The organism is Flavobacterium sp. B114r (assembly GCF_056824125.1).
In genome coordinates this window covers 3,878,935-3,894,946 of sequence record NZ_CP124858.1, presented here as the reverse complement: position 1 = coordinate 3,894,946, position 16,012 = coordinate 3,878,935, and the positions used below count along the sequence as shown (strand labels likewise).

Annotated in this window: 15 protein-coding genes and 1 tRNA gene; 5 read left to right on the top strand and 11 right to left on the bottom strand. The window is 36.3% G+C overall.

Annotation, left to right across the window (positions count from 1 at the left end):
• Positions 1-166 precede the first annotated feature (166 nt).
• The 3 genes from QLQ94_RS16490 to QLQ94_RS16480 form a co-directional block, all read right to left on the bottom strand.
• Positions 167-541, bottom strand: coding sequence for a DUF779 domain-containing protein (locus tag QLQ94_RS16490; protein WP_271336597.1), 375 nt, complete (start codon positions 539-541; stop codon positions 167-169).
• Positions 542-607: 66 nt separating this feature from the next.
• The gene (gene adhP / locus QLQ94_RS16485; RefSeq protein WP_482497854.1) at positions 608-1,642 is read right to left on the bottom strand and encodes an alcohol dehydrogenase AdhP; all 1,035 of its coding nucleotides are present in this window, start codon (positions 1,640-1,642) and stop codon (positions 608-610) included.
• An 80-nt stretch (positions 1,643-1,722) separates the two neighbouring features.
• Complete coding sequence (locus QLQ94_RS16480) at positions 1,723-3,228, bottom strand: aldehyde dehydrogenase family protein (protein ID WP_271336595.1); 1,506 nt, start codon at positions 3,226-3,228, stop codon at positions 1,723-1,725.
• 275 nt (positions 3,229-3,503) lie between these two features.
• Between QLQ94_RS16480 and pheT the strand changes: the two genes are divergently transcribed.
• On the top strand, positions 3,504-5,924 hold the full coding sequence (pheT, locus tag QLQ94_RS16475) for a phenylalanine--tRNA ligase subunit beta (RefSeq protein WP_271336594.1): 2,421 nt from the start codon (positions 3,504-3,506) through the stop codon (positions 5,922-5,924).
• 81 nt (positions 5,925-6,005) lie between these two features.
• On the opposite strand, the gene QLQ94_RS16470 is transcribed toward pheT, so the two are convergent.
• Positions 6,006-6,518 (bottom strand): adenine phosphoribosyltransferase, encoded by a 513-nt coding sequence (locus tag QLQ94_RS16470; RefSeq protein ID WP_271336593.1) that lies wholly within the window; start codon positions 6,516-6,518, stop codon positions 6,006-6,008.
• 115 nt (positions 6,519-6,633) lie between these two features.
• On the opposite strand from QLQ94_RS16470, the gene QLQ94_RS16465 reads away from it, so the two are divergent.
• Positions 6,634-6,707: transfer RNA gene (locus QLQ94_RS16465), tRNA-Arg, on the top strand.
• On the opposite strand, the gene QLQ94_RS16460 is transcribed toward QLQ94_RS16465, so the two are convergent.
• From QLQ94_RS16460 to QLQ94_RS16440, 5 genes are all read right to left on the bottom strand, one after another.
• On the bottom strand, positions 6,673-7,029 hold the full coding sequence (locus tag QLQ94_RS16460) for a hypothetical protein (RefSeq protein ID WP_482497852.1): 357 nt from the start codon (positions 7,027-7,029) through the stop codon (positions 6,673-6,675). The genes QLQ94_RS16465 and QLQ94_RS16460 overlap by 35 nt on opposite strands.
• A gap of 34 nt (positions 7,030-7,063) precedes the next feature.
• Positions 7,064-8,017 (bottom strand): ISAon1 family transposase, encoded by a 954-nt coding sequence (locus QLQ94_RS16455; RefSeq protein WP_482499945.1) that lies wholly within the window; start codon positions 8,015-8,017, stop codon positions 7,064-7,066.
• 22 nt (positions 8,018-8,039) lie between these two features.
• Positions 8,040-8,387, bottom strand: coding sequence for an ISAon1 family transposase N-terminal region protein (locus QLQ94_RS16450; RefSeq protein WP_427401293.1), 348 nt, complete (start codon positions 8,385-8,387; stop codon positions 8,040-8,042).
• Positions 8,388-8,450: 63 nt separating this feature from the next.
• The gene (locus QLQ94_RS16445) at positions 8,451-10,025 is read right to left on the bottom strand and encodes a recombinase family protein (protein WP_482497850.1); all 1,575 of its coding nucleotides are present in this window, start codon (positions 10,023-10,025) and stop codon (positions 8,451-8,453) included.
• A 746-nt stretch (positions 10,026-10,771) separates the two neighbouring features.
• On the bottom strand, positions 10,772-11,281 hold the full coding sequence (locus tag QLQ94_RS16440) for a response regulator (RefSeq protein WP_482497848.1): 510 nt from the start codon (positions 11,279-11,281) through the stop codon (positions 10,772-10,774).
• 430 nt (positions 11,282-11,711) lie between these two features.
• Between QLQ94_RS16440 and QLQ94_RS16435 the strand changes: the two genes are divergently transcribed.
• Positions 11,712-12,770, top strand: coding sequence for a 3-oxoacyl-ACP synthase III family protein (locus tag QLQ94_RS16435; RefSeq protein WP_482497846.1), 1,059 nt, complete (start codon positions 11,712-11,714; stop codon positions 12,768-12,770).
• 88 nt (positions 12,771-12,858) lie between these two features.
• Here the strand turns inward: QLQ94_RS16435 and QLQ94_RS16430 are convergent, their stop codons facing one another.
• A complete protein-coding gene (locus QLQ94_RS16430) occupies positions 12,859-13,050 on the bottom strand; it encodes a cold-shock protein (RefSeq protein ID WP_395325689.1) in 192 nt (63 codons plus the stop codon).
• Positions 13,051-13,339: 289 nt separating this feature from the next.
• Between QLQ94_RS16430 and QLQ94_RS16425 the strand changes: the two genes are divergently transcribed.
• Positions 13,340-14,848 carry an ATP-binding protein gene (locus QLQ94_RS16425; protein WP_482497844.1) on the top strand — a complete coding sequence of 503 codons (1,509 nt, stop codon included), beginning with the start codon at positions 13,340-13,342 and terminating at the stop codon, positions 14,846-14,848.
• A 260-nt stretch (positions 14,849-15,108) separates the two neighbouring features.
• On the top strand, positions 15,109-15,273 hold the full coding sequence (locus QLQ94_RS16420) for a hypothetical protein (protein ID WP_482497842.1): 165 nt from the start codon (positions 15,109-15,111) through the stop codon (positions 15,271-15,273).
• A gap of 293 nt (positions 15,274-15,566) precedes the next feature.
• Here QLQ94_RS16420 and QLQ94_RS16415 read toward each other — a convergent pair whose 3' ends face one another.
• Positions 15,567-15,842 (bottom strand): DUF983 domain-containing protein, encoded by a 276-nt coding sequence (locus QLQ94_RS16415; RefSeq protein ID WP_482499987.1) that lies wholly within the window; start codon positions 15,840-15,842, stop codon positions 15,567-15,569.
• Between the last annotated feature and the right edge of the window lie 170 nt (positions 15,843-16,012).

The following is a 16,012-nucleotide window of genomic DNA, read 5'->3' as shown; positions in this document are numbered from 1 at the left end:
AAACAAAAAAAAACTGCCCGAAATTACTTTTCGGACAGCCTCTTGAACATAATAGAAATAACTCATTTTTCGAAACGATTTAAATGTTATTTTTTATCATTTTTTAGTGAATATAATGGACAAAAAAACTTTATTAATTTACAACTCCGTTTCTTTGAACTGCTCTTTAATCAATAAACTTAACCGGTTCAAGATCTTTCTCTTCTTCTTCAGTAAAAATTCGATATTCAATTTGAAATGTTTTTTTTAAAGGAGTTTCCAGTGAAAAGCCCCCTACTCCAAAAGCGTCTATTACCGTTAATGTAAAATGCGCATGTTTCCAATATTCGAATAAATCCTTGTCGACCCAAAATTCAGTATCTTCAATAGTTCCTATACAAACATCTCCCATACGCTGATAATATCCGCCTTTTTCAAAACATTGTGGTTGTGTACCTTCACAACAGCCTCCAGCCTGGTAAAACATTAAATTACCGTGTTTTTCTTTTAGAACTTTTATTAAATCAATAGCTTTTTGTGTGGCGTCAAGTCTTTTTATCATGATTCTAATAATTTAAAAAAGTAACAAACTTATAATACTATAAGCTTGTTACTTTTATGATTTTAATTATGCTTTTGCAATTTCAAGAACGACTCGTCCTTCAATTTGCCCCTTTTTCATTTTGTCAAAAACTTCGTTAATATTTTCCAGTTTTGCTGGCGTAACGGTAGCTTTGACTTTTCCTTCAACAGCAAATTCAATTGCTTCTTTCATGTCTTTACGAGTTCCTACAATTGAACCTCGAATTGTAATCCTGTTTAAAACAGTATCAAAAATTGATAAATCAAAATTTCCCGGAGGAAGTCCGTTGAGTGCCATTGTACCCTTTCTTCTTAATGTTTCAAGACCTTGCTTGAAAGCAATAGGAGAAACTGCGGTAATCAATGCCCCGTGCATTCCACCGACTTCTTTCTTTAAGAATTCTCCAGGATTTTGATTTTTTGCGTTTACTACTAAATCTGCTCCAAGTCTTTTAGCCAAATCAAGTTTATCATCGGCAACATCAATTGCTGCAACATGCATTCCCATTGCTTTTGCGTATTGTACAGCAACATGTCCAAGACCTCCAATTCCTGAAATTGCAACCCATTCACCAGGTTTTACTTCGGTTTCTTTAAGTCCTTTGTACACGGTTACTCCTGCGCAAAGTATTGGTGCCATTTCCATAAAATTCACATTAGATGGTAAAATCCCAACATATCTTGCATCTGCAATTACATATTCTGCAAATCCTCCATCTACACTATAACCTCCATTTTGCTGTGTATCGCATAATGTTTCCCAACCCGTTATGCATTGATCACAACCACCACATGCACTATAAAGCCATGGCACACCAACTGCATCTCCTTCTTTAACATTTTTTACGTCCTGCCCTAAAGCAACTACATATCCTACAGCTTCATGACCCGGAATTAATGGCATTTTCGGTTTAACCGGCCAATCTCCTTCAATTGCGTGTAAATCAGTATGACAAACTCCACTTGCAATTACTTTTACAAGAATTTCATTTCTTCCCGGGCGTTTAACTTCGACTTCTTCAATTTGTAAAAGAGAACCAAATTCTCTAATAACTGCGGCTTTCATAGTTTTAGGTAGCATATAGATGATTTATTAGCGAGAACAATACACTTTTGTTTAACATATTGCTCTCTAATTTATATAGGGGTTGTAATTTATTTTTAGAAGAAACCTAATTTCTTTTTATCGTATGAAATCAGCATATTCTTGGTTTGACGGTATTGTCCTAACATCATTTTATGATTTTCACGACCAATTCCGGATTGTTTATAACCTCCAAAAGGTGCTCCCGCTGGGTAAGAATGATACTGATTGATCCATACACGACCTGATTGGATCGCTCTTGGAACCTGATAAATTTCATGTGCATCACGTGTCCATACTCCTGCTCCCAAACCATACATAGTATCATTGGCGATTTCTATAGCTTCTTCAGTAGTTTTAAATGTTGTTACTGCGAGTACTGGTCCAAAAATCTCTTCCTGAAAAATTCTCATTTTATTATTCCCTTTAAACAAAGTTGGTTTGATATAATAACCGCCTTCAAGGTCTCCTCCTAAATGATTTTCATCTCCTCCTGTCAACAATTCTGCACCTTCTTCTTTGCCAAGTTTAATGTAGGACATGATTTTTTGTTTCTGCACTAATGAAGTCTGCGCACCAATCATTGTTGATTTATCTAACGGATTTCCTGCAATAATTGCTTCCGTACGTTCGATAACTTTTGCAATGAACTTTTCGTAGATATCCTCATGAATTAATAGTCTTGACGGACAAGTACATATTTCACCTTGATTTAAGGCAAATAAAACAGCGCCTTCGATTGCTTTGTCAAAAAAGTCATCATCATGATCTGCTACTGACGGAAAGAATATATTTGGAGATTTACCACCAAGTTCCAGAGTAACCGGAATAATATTTTCTGTAGCATATTGCATCACCAAACGTCCTGTAGTGGTAGAACCAGTAAAAGCGGCTTTAGAAACTTTTTTGTTGGTCACTAACGGACGGCCTAATTCTGCACCAAAGCCATTTACGATATTCAAAACTCCGGGAGGCAGAATATCTCCTATTAATTCCATTAGTACTAAAATAGAAATTGGAGTACTTTCTGCGGGTTTTAAAACAATTGTATTTCCTGCGGCCAATGCCGGAGCAATTTTCCAGACTGCCATCAGAATTGGGAAATTCCATGGAATTATCTGGGCAACAACACCTAATGGTTCGCTTAAAGCAATAGAAACTGTCTGAGAATCAAGTTCTGCAATTGAACTTTCTTCAGCACGAATTACGCCTGCAAAATACCTAAAGTGATCAATTGCCAACGGAATATCTGCAGCAAGTGTTTCGCGAATTGGTTTTCCGTTATCAATAGTCTCTACTGTAGCAATATACTCTAGGTTATCTTCTATTTTTTGTGCAATCTTATTTAATAAAATACTACGCTCTGTAACTGATGTTTTTCCCCAGGTTTTAAATGCTTCGTATGCGGCATCTACAGCTAATTCTAAATCTTCTTTGCCTGAATGTGCGGCCTTTGTAAATACTTTTCCATCAATAGGAGAAAGAACATCATAATATTCGCCTTTAACCGGTGCGGTAAATTTGCCGTTTATGTAATTGTCATATTTCGCCTTAAATTCAGGTCTTTGGATGGTATTGCTCATGATATTATGTTTTTGATTCATTTCAAATTTACCTTCATACTTCTTAACAGAATAGCACTATTCATTCACATAGTAGCACAAATATTTCACATTCGTTTTTATAACTAATATTTAATTATAAATTAATAAAATATTAGCAGTAAATATGTAGAATACTCAATAACAGAAACTTTAATACTGAATAAAAACAGCTCGAAAAAACCAAATAAATTGTTTCTTACTACCACACGCAATCCTTATATTTGTATCCTTATACAAAGAATAAAAAAGTTAACATGAAAATATCTTATAACTGGTTAAAACAATTTATTAAAACAGACTGGACTTCTGAGCAAACTTCAGAACTATTAACAGATTTAGGTCTTGAAGTAGAAGTGGTCGAAAAATACCAATCGGTTAAAGGCGGTTTAATAGGTGTTGTTGTAGGGCACGTACTTACTTGTGAGAAACATCCTGATGCAGACAGATTAAAGATTACTACTGTAAATATTGGTTTAGAATCTCCTATACAAATTGTTTGTGGAGCGGCGAATGTTGCAGCAGGACAAAAAGTACCGGTAGCTACTATTGGAACTGTTTTATATGATAAAGATGGTGTTGAATTTACTATTAAAAAAGGAAAAATTCGCGGACATGAAAGTCACGGAATGATTTGTGCTGAGGATGAACTAGGATTGGGCACAAGTCACGACGGAATCATGGTTCTGGATGCTGCATTGGCACCCGGAACAGCAGTATCAGAAGTATTTCAAGTTGTAAATGATGAAGTTTTCGAAATAGGATTAACTCCTAATCGTGCAGATGCAATGAGTCATTTTGGAACAGCACGTGATTTAAGAGCCGGAATGTTGCAACGCGGTGTCAATATCGAATTAATTACTCCGTCTGTAAGTAACTTCAGGGTTGACATGCGTACTTTGAAAATTGATGTAAATGTAGAAGAGCCACTTCTAGCACCAAGATATTGCGGAGTAACAATCTCAGGGATTTCTGTAAAAGAATCTCCTGCATGGTTACAGGATCGCTTAAAAGCTATTGGACTAACTCCAAAAAATAACATTGTTGACGTTACTAATTATGTTTTACACGAATTAGGTCAACCTCTTCACGCGTTTGATGCTGCAAAAATTAACGGAAAAATAATTGTAAAAACGGTTCCTGAAGGTACAAAATTTGTCACTTTAGACGATGTTGAAAGAACATTGCATAAAGAGGATCTAATGATTTGTGACGAAAAAGGTCCTCTTTGTATTGCAGGTGTTTTTGGTGGAAAAAAATCAGGTGTAACTGAAGGTACAACTACTATATTTTTAGAAAGTGCTTATTTTGATGCTGTAAGTATTCGTAAAACAGCTAAAAGACATCAATTGAATACGGATGCTTCTTTTAGATTTGAAAGAGGAATTGATCCAACTATCACTGAATATGCATTGAAACGTGCTGCTCTATTAATTTTAGAGGTCGCTGGCGGTAAATTGACATCTGATGTTGTAGAAGTATATCCTAAAAAAGCAGAAGATGTTTCTGTTTTACTAAACTTTAGTCATGTTTCTAAAATTATTGGTCAGGAAATTCCAAAAGATACAATCAAAAAGATATTAGTTTCTTTAGATATTAAAGTAAACAGCGTTTCTGATTCTGGTTTAGGTTTAACAATACCGGCTTATCGTGTAGATGTACAACGAGAAATTGACGTAATTGAAGAAATCCTGAGAGTTTACGGTTATAACAACATTAACTTTTCAAAAAAATTCAATGCAACAGTTTCTAATTCGCCTAGAACTGAAGATTATAAAGTACAAAATGTAATTGCGTCTCAATTAAACTCGCAAGGTTTTCATGAAATGATGGCCAATTCGTTGACTACAGCAGCTTATGCTAAATTATCAACCGTATTAAAAGAAGAGCATAATGTTACTATGCTAAATCCTTTAAGCAGTGATTTGGCTACCATGCGCCAGTCATTATTGTTTTCTGGTTTAGAGGCTATTTCATATAACATCAACAGAAAAAATTCTGATTTAAAATTATTCGAATACGGTAAGTCATATCATAAATATCTTAACGGATACGAAGAACACAAACATCTGACTTTATTGGTTTCCGGAAACAGAAATAGAGAAAGCTGGACAAACCCACAAAAAACTACTGATTTCTTTTTATTAAAAGGATATGTAAAAGGAATTCTTGCCCGTTTGGGAATTGACAAAATTTCTAATGCGCCGGTGCAAACCGATATATTTTCAGAAGGAACTGCGATTTGCTACAACAATGACACATTAGTAGAAATGGGTGTTGTAAAAAAATCAATACTAAAACATTTCGGAATCAAACAGGATGTATATTTTGCTGATTTTAATTGGGATTTGGTATTGAAAATCATCACGGGAAAAATTAAATATACTGAAATTCCTAAGTATCCAGAAGTTCGTAGAGATCTTGCTTTATTGATTGATAAAAGCACCACTTATGAAAGTATTTTTAATCTGGCGAAGCAAACTGAAAAGTCACTTTTGAAAGATGTCAATTTATTTGATGTTTATGAAGGTGAAAAGCTTCCGGAAGGAAAAAAATCATACGCTTTGAGCTTTACCATTCAGGACAATACAAAAACGCTTACTGACGCTCAAATTGACAAAATCATGTCTAAATTGCAACAAACTTTCGAGACGGAACTTGGAGCTACTTTGAGATAAGATCGTTTTCTACAAAACATAAGAATCCCAATTTTGAATTATTTCAGAATTGGGATTTTTTATTTTTGACAATTTCTATCCTTAATAGGTAATAGCAGCAAAAATTGGATGTTCCTTAATTTTTTCTCTTCCGTTTAAAAAACTAAGTTCCATCAGGAAATTGCATTGTACAATTTCACCTCCTAATTTTTCTACAAGTTCACAAACAGCCTTCGCTGTCCCTCCTGTCGCTAAAACATCATCATGAATCAAAACCCTGTCGCCTTTTTTTATTGCGTCTGTGTGCATCTCTAAACTATCTATACCGTATTCCAGTTCATAAGAAGCCGATATTATTTCATAAGGAAGTTTTTTGGGTTTTCTCACAGGAACAAAACCTGCATTTAATTCCTGAGCCAATAATATACCAAAGAAAAAACCCCGGCTCTCTGCTCCTACAACCTTATCTATATTTTGTCCGTTTAGCGATCCTACTAAAATAGAAAGCGCCTCTTTTCTGGCTATCGCATCATTTAGTAACGGAGTGATGTCTTTAAACAAAATTTCTTTTTTTGGAAATCCCTGAATATCACGTATATAATTTTCAATCTTCATTTTTTTTCATTTTTATGTTATTTTATGCTTGGATATCTCACATTTATTCCTATCTTTGCACCCGCAATAAGGGCACAATAAAGGTACAAAAAATAAGCTTATTGCAAACAAAAAAGGCCTCGTGGCGCAACTGAATAGCGCACTTGATTACGGCTCAAGAGGTTACTGGTTTGAATCCAGTCGAGGTCACTTCTCGGGACAAAAGATAAAAATCATCTTTTGTCCCGTTTTTTTTTGCTTTTAACAGTTTGTTAATGAGATAAATAGACTCCACTATTTTGTTCACTCTAGTGGTTTGTACTTTATTTTCGTGAATTGTGAAATTTTCGGGGTAAACTAAACCAATTAGGCTTCTTGCATCAGATAAATCCCTTTTCAAATATGAATCACTAAGCTTGATAAGGTTGTCAACCCCCTTTATCAGTAGCTCTTCAATACTATGCTTATCTTTAGTGACTGTTGATAGCTCACGTTCAAGGTTTGCAATTCGTGCACCATAGTCATCTTTCATTAGCTTATAATGGATCAAACGCAAAAGTTGGGGATTACGCAAAAAGATTGGATAATCTGAATAAGAAAAAATCTACTTTTCGTACTCCTCTAAATTGACTTCTAAATGCTTTTACTTTGGCATTAAAAGATTCTGCTGAAGCATTTGTACTTCTATTGTCAAAATAGTTTAAGATTGACTGGTAATTAACCGTTATGGTATTTAAAAGAATATTAAAATTTTTAAACCCTGACTCCTCTACATTCCTGTACCAATGTGCCAGTTTGGTCATCGCAATGTGTTTATTGTTATTATTGTTGTAAATACCTCGTAGTTGTTGGGTTAAACTGTATGCTTTTTTAATATCTGGATATAAGCCAAATAACAATTGGGCTCGTTCGTTTTGTCTTTCGGTCCATTTATCGCGGGATTTATAAAGAACATATCTACTTCTGGCGAGCAACTGTTTTACAGAGTCTCCATTAGATAAAAGATCTGGCAGATAAGTTTTGTTTTCTCTTTTCGCTTGTAATATCAATCGATTCTCAGTATCCATAGCTTCCCAACGATATTTTATTCTAATCTCCTGTAATGCTTCTAGAGCTAATTTTTGAACATGAAATCTATCGGTAACCTGTACCGCTTTTGGAAAACATTTTTTGGAAATCAATTTCATGGAATTAGCCATGTCAAGTGTTATTTCTTGAACCCAACTTCTTTTTTTGTAATTAATTTTACAAATATGTTCAATGACCTGATCTGCCTTTGTCCCTTCAATAATAGCAACTAGGCATCCTTTTTTACCTCTAGCTTCCTTATTGGTTACAATAGTAAAAAGCTCACCCTGAGACAAGGCTACTTCATCAATTGACAAGTGAGTACCTATATTTTCAGGATAAATAATCCACTCATGTGCATGTTCACGTGGAGCCCACGTACTAAAGGAGCTTAAAAATTTTTTGTATTGTCTTTGTAATTTTTTCCCATTGACTCCAAAGAAACCTCCAATGGTACGACAGTCAATAGCAGTTTTATCTATTAATTTCTTTTAAAAAAGCCGCAAACTCTTGAGTCATGCGGGTTCCTTTAGCTACTAAATTCCAATCTCTTTTAACGATCTCACCTGTATTTTTATTAGTCCAGCGACGTCTTTTGATATGTAAATACACGAACTTACCCCTCAGAGGAAAGTCCTGTATGGTAATCTCATCTTGAAAACCCTTTGAGACTAATTGAAGATCACTAAACTCTTCTGGAGGTTTAGCATGCTCTTCAAAATAGAGGTGTAATATTTCTTCGCTATTAGTAGATGAAACTACTTCAAAATGTTCTACTAAAAAATCAGGAAGCATAAACTTCAAAAGTTCTATAGGGGTCATATAAAATTCTTAGATTACAAAGTTCTTATTTTATTTTGACATTTCCTCCCCAAGCTTTGCGCTTCATCCCTTATAATCATCAGCTTCAATTTTTGATGTAAGGAGAAGATCTCTTGCATTGCTTAATCTGAGTTCAAAATCTTTTATCTGTTCTACAAGTCTTCTTTTCTGTTCGCCGGCATTATTTGCGAGATCACGATGTGTTTCATATAAAATCGAGCTGTATAATTTCTTAACTTCAGCTATAGGCTGATACTTATTAAGATCTTCAATAAAAAGTTCATTGGCGATTTCTGAGTTAATTCTAAACTTACATTGCGCTTCACAGTGGTAATAATGATAGTATTTGTGTCTTCCTTTACATTTACTTCCTTGCAGCTTCTTTTGGCACTTTGGACAGATAAAAAAGCCTCTTAACGGAAAATCAACGACAGTTTTAATTTTAGGTCTGTAAAGGCGTGATTTTCCATCTAAGATATCTTGTACATTATAAAAAAGGCCTTCAGAAATAAGTGGCTCATGCTGCCCTGTAACAAATCTGCTTTCTTCATCTTTATATTTTGGTATAAATATTTTACCACAATAAACAGGATTTCTTATTAGGCCCCACATGTTATTTTTAGTTCTTTTAAATCCTCTTCTGCAAGCCATATGATATATTTGCTCTGTATTGAATATTCCTTTAGCCAATTCTTCAAATATCCAGCGCATAACAGAAGCGGCAGGTTCAACAAGTGCTATATATTTACTTCCGTCTTCTTTGGATTTATTAGCATATCCAAACGGTGCAATACCCATATATCTACCTTCTTTTTTCGCCCTTCTCATTCCATGAAAGGTATTTAAAGCCCTACGATCGTTTTCAACTTCAGGAGCCGCTAAGTAAAAAGCTAACATCATTTTATTTTCTGGAATTGCCAAATCAAGAGGTTGCTCAATCGCTTGAGGTTCTACACCTAACTTTCTTAATAAACTTATCATCTGATAGGCATCTCCGGCGTTTCTGCTGAAACGATCCCATTTGGTAAACAAGACCAGATCAGTTGTGTTTTTCTGTTTTTTCAGATTCAGTAAAAGTTTATTCCATTGTGGTCTATTAAATACCATAAAATCTTTGGTCCAATTTGAATTATCAAATTCTGTAGGTATCGCTATCCCATGAAAGAGCAACATACTTTTGATATGCAATTTGCTTTGTCGGAGTTTCTTGGTGACTTGGGTTCTATGGCGAGCCAAAGTCGTAAACTGTTCGTGTTCTTCCGTAGGAATATAAACTCCCCTGAGAACCCCTGCCTTTAATTGATTGGACAGATTTCTGGAATCTAACGCGTCTGTTTTTTGATATCTTTCCTTGTCTCCTGTTTTGATATCGGATGGATTGACTACCAAAACGTGCCAACCTAAGTTTAAAAAATAGCGGGCTGCAGAAAACCCGCAACAACCTGCTTCGTAAACTAGATCCACATCGTGATTAGGAAATGTCTGCTCCACATATTGAAATAAATCCTCGGCAACAGAAGGCATCGAGTAGGTTTTGTGAAAAAAGAGATCAGTTTGAATGGAAACGCTCCAGCTTTTTTTGTGAATATCTAAACCAATGAATATCTTTGGTTTTATTAAGGCATCTTGTAATGGCATAATCTTCGTTTTTAGTAACTCTAAGTTATGCTTTTACATAGATGCTACAACGGATTTGGACAATTGGCTTTATAGAAAGTTTATTTTAAAATTTGAGATAATTTACTTCGCCTATTGCCTAAAGCTCCGTGCTTCACCTGTTTGATATTTCAGGTGGAAAATCCAATAATAGATCCTAATTTAGTCCCAAACTGCTATAATAGCATTGTGCAATACTCCCTAGCCCCGATAGCAGTGGAAATCCTTTTGTGCCGGGGTTCGGCACAAAAGATTGGAACGGATAGCGGGAAAAAGCTCCAAAAAAATAATATCAAACCAAAAAAGATACAACGAAAAATTATGACAAGGACAACCGTAATTCTCAAAACCAAAACAAAGACCCAAAAAGCACAGGTCATGACAGCAACCCCTATGACTCGGAGAGCCCCCGTAAGGAACCCGACAGCGACCCCAAAGACATAACCGGGAAGGACATAGAAAAGGACCTTATAGAGAATGACCCTTCTAAGGGGTTTGAAACTGATATGGATACCCAAAAGAGCGATGAGGCTCAAAGCGCAGCCTTTGAAACCATTGAACCGGAAGAGGATAATCCAGTCAAGAGGGAATTCGAAATTGGAATACTTTTTTATAATTACTCCATACTGGCTTTATAGTATTACATACCCATTCCAATTACACAATCAATTATAGCTATTGCAAGGATAAAGTCCGAATTAAAATATGCAGAGAGAAAAGCGGATTATTTAATCCTTGTGAGATATATTCTTTTCAGAAACAAAAAATAAACTTATAACTGGTCTCAATAAAGCTTTGGCCCAGTGGAGAAAGAAGACTTTCTTTAGCACCAGCACAAAGCCGGCAAAAGAATTTGGCTTCTGGACATAGAGGTCCGCCCCCTTATCAAAGGTATCTTCAATATCCGAAGGATGGTCCCAGGTGGAGAGCATAACGGTGGGAATGTCCCTAAGCTCTTTATCGCCCTTTATTTCAGCGAGCGCCTGTCTGCCCCCTTTAACGGGCATATTGATATCGATAAAAATAATATCCGGATCGGGCTGGGACTTATCTTTTAAGGCGTCCAAGAGCTGCTGCCCGTTTTCAACGGTAGTTACCTCAGAAGGGACATCAGCCGCATCCAGGGCATCGATAAATAATTCCTGGTCGTCTTTATCATCTTCGGCCAATATAATCTTTACCGGCTCCTTTTCTTCTGAGTCATTAGGGGTTAGGGCTGGATTTTCAGAACTTATCATCTTGAAGGGGGTTAGAATGGTCAAAAATACTATATATTATATAATAAAATTTGCTACAAATCAATAATCTTATAATCATTAGCAAATTTAGATATAAAGCGCAGTGGCAAATAATAAATGGGCGGCAATTTTGCCAACAAACAAAAGCACTAGGGATTTTTTTTATTTCTGTGGGAAAGATCATTGACTTTACAACAGATACCACAACGGCTGGGAATAGTAATGACAGCCTTTTGATAATAACAAGCCCGCTATTGGGGTTTCATAAGAGGCTTGGCACATTAATAGTTACTTATTGCCTTGAGTGATGGTGCTCTGGATCAGGTATTCAAGCGCCTGCTCGCCTCTAGATTCCAAATTAAAAAAAAAAGAAAAAACATTTTTGAAAAATAGTTCTGTTTAATAAATTCGCAGACTAAATTTTGGAAATATGAATATGAGAATTATAGGTTCCGGCAGTTGTATTCCCGAAATCAGAGTCTCTAATAAATACTTTGAGAACCACCATTTTCTGGATGAAAATGGCAGGTCATTGAATTCTTCCAGAGAACGCAGTATCGAGAAATTTACTGCCATTACAGGAATTGAGGAGCGCCGTTATGCGCCCGGGCATTATGCTGCATCTGACCTGGCTTTTATAGCCGCCCAAAAGGCTATTGATACCGCCGGAATTGACCCGGAGAGTATCAACTACATTATATTGGCACATAATTTTGGGGATGTGCGTTATAATACCATACAGTCCGATATGCTGCCCAGCTTGGCGTCCCGGGTCAAAAACAAGTTAAAGATTCAAAATCCCGCCTGTATTGCTTTGGATATCATTTTTGGATGCCCGGGCTGGATTGAGGGCATGATTCACGCTAATGCTTACATGCAGTCGGGGATAGCCAAAAGATGTCTGGTTATCGGCGCCGAATGCCTTTCGCGTGTTGTAGACAAACATGACAGGGACTCCATGATATATGCAGACGGCGCCGGGGCGGCAATTGTTGAATTATCAGACACCCATAAAGGTTTACTGTCTCACAGCAGTGCGAGTTTTACCCTTGAACAGACAGACTACCTCTACTTTGGCAGCTCCTTTGACCCCGCCGAAGATCAGGATGTAAGGTATATTAAGATGCATGGAAGAAAAATATATGAGTTTGCACTAAACCAAGTGCCCCAGGCAATGAAAAGCTGCCTAGAGAAAGCAGGAATTGAGATCGATCAGATCAAAAAGATATTAATACATCAGGCCAATGAAAAGATGGATGAGGCCATCGCCAACAGATTTTATAAGCTCTATGGAAAAACACCTCCGAAAGATGTTATGCCCATGATTATTAAATTTCTGGGAAACAGCAGTGTTGCCACAATCCCTACCCTGTATGATTTAATTTCAAAAGGGGAACTGCCCGGACATGAAATAAAAACCGGAGATATTATTCTGTTTGCGTCTGTTGGTGCAGGGATGAATATTAATGCCTTTGTTTACCAGGTTTAAGCAGTTTTTATAGCCCAAACTGATCCCCGGTACAAATAAAAAGGCACCTGATTAGAGGTGCCTTTAAAAACTCACTGTGATAGTATGGTTATGCTACAACTACGTTTACTGCGTTTGGACCTTTACGGCCTTCTTCTACGTCATATCGTACTTCATCGTCCTGACGGATGTTTTCTGATAGACCTGAAGCATGAACAAAAACTTCGGCACCTCCATTATTAGGAGTTATAAATCCGAATCCTTTTTCTTCATTGAAAAATTTTACTGTACCTTCTTGCATTTTAATGTATTTAATTGTTCAAATGTACCTTTATTTAAATTAGAACTGACTGAATTTGAGTTTTTTATTTCATTTTTATAATTGATGCGGCCCTGCGTCAGGGTTTACCTCAATAATGAATCCTGCTTATTCTATGATGCATCAAGAAGCATGTCTGAGATCAAGACATAATCATTAAAATAAATTTTAATAAAAATACTATATTAGAATAATGAAAAATTTTGTTAAAATAGTGTAACTAAAAAAGTGAGAATCTATAATACATTCGTAAAAATAAATCCCGCCACTAATGTATGATAACCTATTGCTTTTGAAGGACATTGTGGATAATACCCCTCTGCCTACCGCTGTATACACAGGAGAAGAATTAAAAATAGAATTAGCCAACCCCGCTATGATGCAGGCTTGGGGCAAAGGAGATCAGGTAATTGGCAAAAACTATATGGATGTCCTTCCTGAAATTCAAAACCAGCCGTTTTTTCAGCAGGCATTAGGCGTACTTAAAACCGGAACTGCTTTCCACGCAAAAGACAAACAGGTCGATTTAATGATTGACGGGGCTTTAAGAACGTACTATTTTAATTACAGCTTTATCCCTCTTTTTGATCAACAGGGAAAAATCTATGCCGTCATGAATACAGGATCGGACGTCACTGACCTGCATCTGGCAAAACAACAGACCCAAAGGGCCGAGGAAAGGCTTAGAATGGCCATTGAATCCTCGGGAATGGGCACCTATGAAATAGATCTTGCCACTAGGGAAATCAAAACGTCAGGAAATTTCAATGCCATCTGGTCCATCGACAGGGAAATAGCCAATGAAGAGCTTATAGCCAAACTGCATCCCGAGGATCAGTCCCTGCGCGAGAAAGCACATCAGGAATCCCTAATTACCGGAAAAATGTGCTATCAGGCCCGAATCATAAATGACGACCAGACCATTAAGTGGGTTAAGATTAATGGTAAAATCATCAAGGACGAAAATGGAACTCCCGGCACTCTTATCGGGATTATACAGGATATCCACGAGCAGAAACAATTTGAAGAGGAACTAAAAAAACAGGTCGCCGAGAGAACACAGGAGCTTCGCAGATCCAATGATGATCTGCTGCATTTTGCCAATGTAGTGAGTCATGACCTGAAAGAACCTATTAGAAAAATCAAGACTTTCAATAGTCTTTTAATAAATGAATACAAGTCTGATTTTAATGAAAACTCAAAAAGATTCCTGCAAAAGGTAGAACAGTCCGCGCAGAGGATGCAGAACATCATAGAGGGCATTCTCGCTTACTCTACCCTGGATAAAAAAACACAGCCCATTGAAAAGATAAATCTAAATGAGCTGATCGAAAGTATCAAAACAGATCTAGAACTCATCATAAAGGAAAAGGGGGCCATACTAATTACAAGCGAGCTTCCCGATATAGAAGGGGCTCCTATACTGATCCAGCAGCTTTTCTACAACCTGATCCATAATGCACTGAAATTCTCAAAAGCAGACGAGCCCCCGAGGGTTATTATATCATTTGCTGTGGTAAATAATCAGGGTATTGACCTGGCCAAAATAACAATTAAGGACAATGGTATTGGACTCGATATTATTCATGCCGAGAAGATCTTTAATGCCTTTGAAAGACTGCATTCCAAAGACCAGTACGAAGGCAACGGGCTTGGTTTGGCACTTTGCAGAAAAATAGCCAAAAGACATAACGGTAACATTACGGCTACCGGTGAAAAAGATAATGGAGCAGAATTCATTGTTACCCTGCCTTTAACACAAAATACAGCAACAATATAGCGCTAATTCCCCAGCAAGCTTGTCAGGCCGCTTACAATTAATCTTGATACGATTTGTTCTATTAAAACTTATGGAACTTAAACGGATTTGGTAAAACCGCTCTTAAATTCTAAAGTTGATCCAATTCTCTACAGCCATTACAATAAAGACATGTTAAAAGTCACTTGTGTAAGTGAGATCTATCACTATATAACCAATAAATACCAAGCAAATTTGTGACAATAAATATCACATAAAAACATACTTAAAAAAATAAAATCATGCTAGAAATCTGGATCGCTTTATCCCTTACAGGGGTTGTACTATTGGTAATGATAGTCTTTATATTCATAGAGATTGCAAAGACCAGAAAAGCATACCAAAAGGATTTAGGTCGATATTCAGACCCTCATGAGAAAGAATTTGAAATAAATGACAAAGAATAATTATGAAATGTACTTTATAATTGACAAGTTATATTTTCGTAAAAAGATAAGCCACCAAAGTAAGAGCGGAGCCTAAAAAAACAAGAAATTAACGATGAAAATGTTTGTATTGAAAACCAAAATATGGAATAAAAAATACAAGTCAATTTAATTTTTTATGCTATTTTTTTTTTGTAATTGAAATGAACAATTAATCTGTTGTTTACTACTGTTATCCCCGGGGCTTTAGAGGCAATATGTTCAGTCTTGGAGTAGCTATAAATTGCAAATAATGCAAAAAAGATTAAGGAAACTTATTTATTGCCGCTGCCCACATAATGGATGGTAAAATGAAGCAAGAGGGCCCTTGAAATACGCATTATTGGAATCTGAAGTCCAAAACAAATGATGATAAAAAATCCCAGCATCATTTCCAAAGAAAGGGAGTATGCCTCTTTCAAAAGAAACCCAAAAAAAATCATGGGCACAAAAAGGATTAAAACTATGGGATAACTGATCCATAGCGAAGCCGAATAAAATCCGGGCTCAATCCTGAAATCCTGATGACAGTGCCCGCACCTCTCGGGCATTTTTAAAATGGACTTAAAAACAAAAAGCCCCGGTCTGGTAAATAAATTCCCCTTATAACATCGAGGGCATTTTAATGCAAAAATGTTGTATAATTTTGTTATTTCTCTCATGGGTCAGGTAAGTTATTATAATTTAATCCAGAGAGCCCAATTAAGAGCTGTCTGGATTA

Coding starts and splice junctions, on each gene's coding strand:
- QLQ94_RS16490 (WP_271336597.1), bottom strand. CDS start 541: ATGATAAAAAGACTTGACGCCACACAAAAAGCTATTGATTTAATAAAA.
- adhP (WP_482497854.1), bottom strand. CDS start 1,642: ATGCTACCTAAAACTATGAAAGCCGCAGTTATTAGAGAATTTGGTTCT.
- QLQ94_RS16480 (WP_271336595.1), bottom strand. CDS start 3,228: ATGAGCAATACCATCCAAAGACCTGAATTTAAGGCGAAATATGACAAT.
- pheT (WP_271336594.1), top strand. CDS start 3,504: ATGAAAATATCTTATAACTGGTTAAAACAATTTATTAAAACAGACTGG.
- QLQ94_RS16470 (WP_271336593.1), bottom strand. CDS start 6,518: ATGAAGATTGAAAATTATATACGTGATATTCAGGGATTTCCAAAAAAA.
- QLQ94_RS16460 (WP_482497852.1), bottom strand. CDS start 7,029: ATGAAAGATGACTATGGTGCACGAATTGCAAACCTTGAACGTGAGCTA.
- QLQ94_RS16450 (WP_427401293.1), bottom strand. CDS start 8,387: ATGACCCCTATAGAACTTTTGAAGTTTATGCTTCCTGATTTTTTAGTA.
- QLQ94_RS16445 (WP_482497850.1), bottom strand. CDS start 10,025: ATGCCATTACAAGATGCCTTAATAAAACCAAAGATATTCATTGGTTTA.
- QLQ94_RS16440 (WP_482497848.1), bottom strand. CDS start 11,281: ATGATAAGTTCTGAAAATCCAGCCCTAACCCCTAATGACTCAGAAGAA.
- QLQ94_RS16435 (WP_482497846.1), top strand. CDS start 11,712: ATGAATATGAGAATTATAGGTTCCGGCAGTTGTATTCCCGAAATCAGA.
- QLQ94_RS16430 (WP_395325689.1), bottom strand. CDS start 13,050: ATGCAAGAAGGTACAGTAAAATTTTTCAATGAAGAAAAAGGATTCGGA.
- QLQ94_RS16425 (WP_482497844.1), top strand. CDS start 13,340: ATGTATGATAACCTATTGCTTTTGAAGGACATTGTGGATAATACCCCT.
- QLQ94_RS16420 (WP_482497842.1), top strand. CDS start 15,109: ATGCTAGAAATCTGGATCGCTTTATCCCTTACAGGGGTTGTACTATTG.
- QLQ94_RS16415 (WP_482499987.1), bottom strand. CDS start 15,842: ATGCCCGAGAGGTGCGGGCACTGTCATCAGGATTTCAGGATTGAGCCC.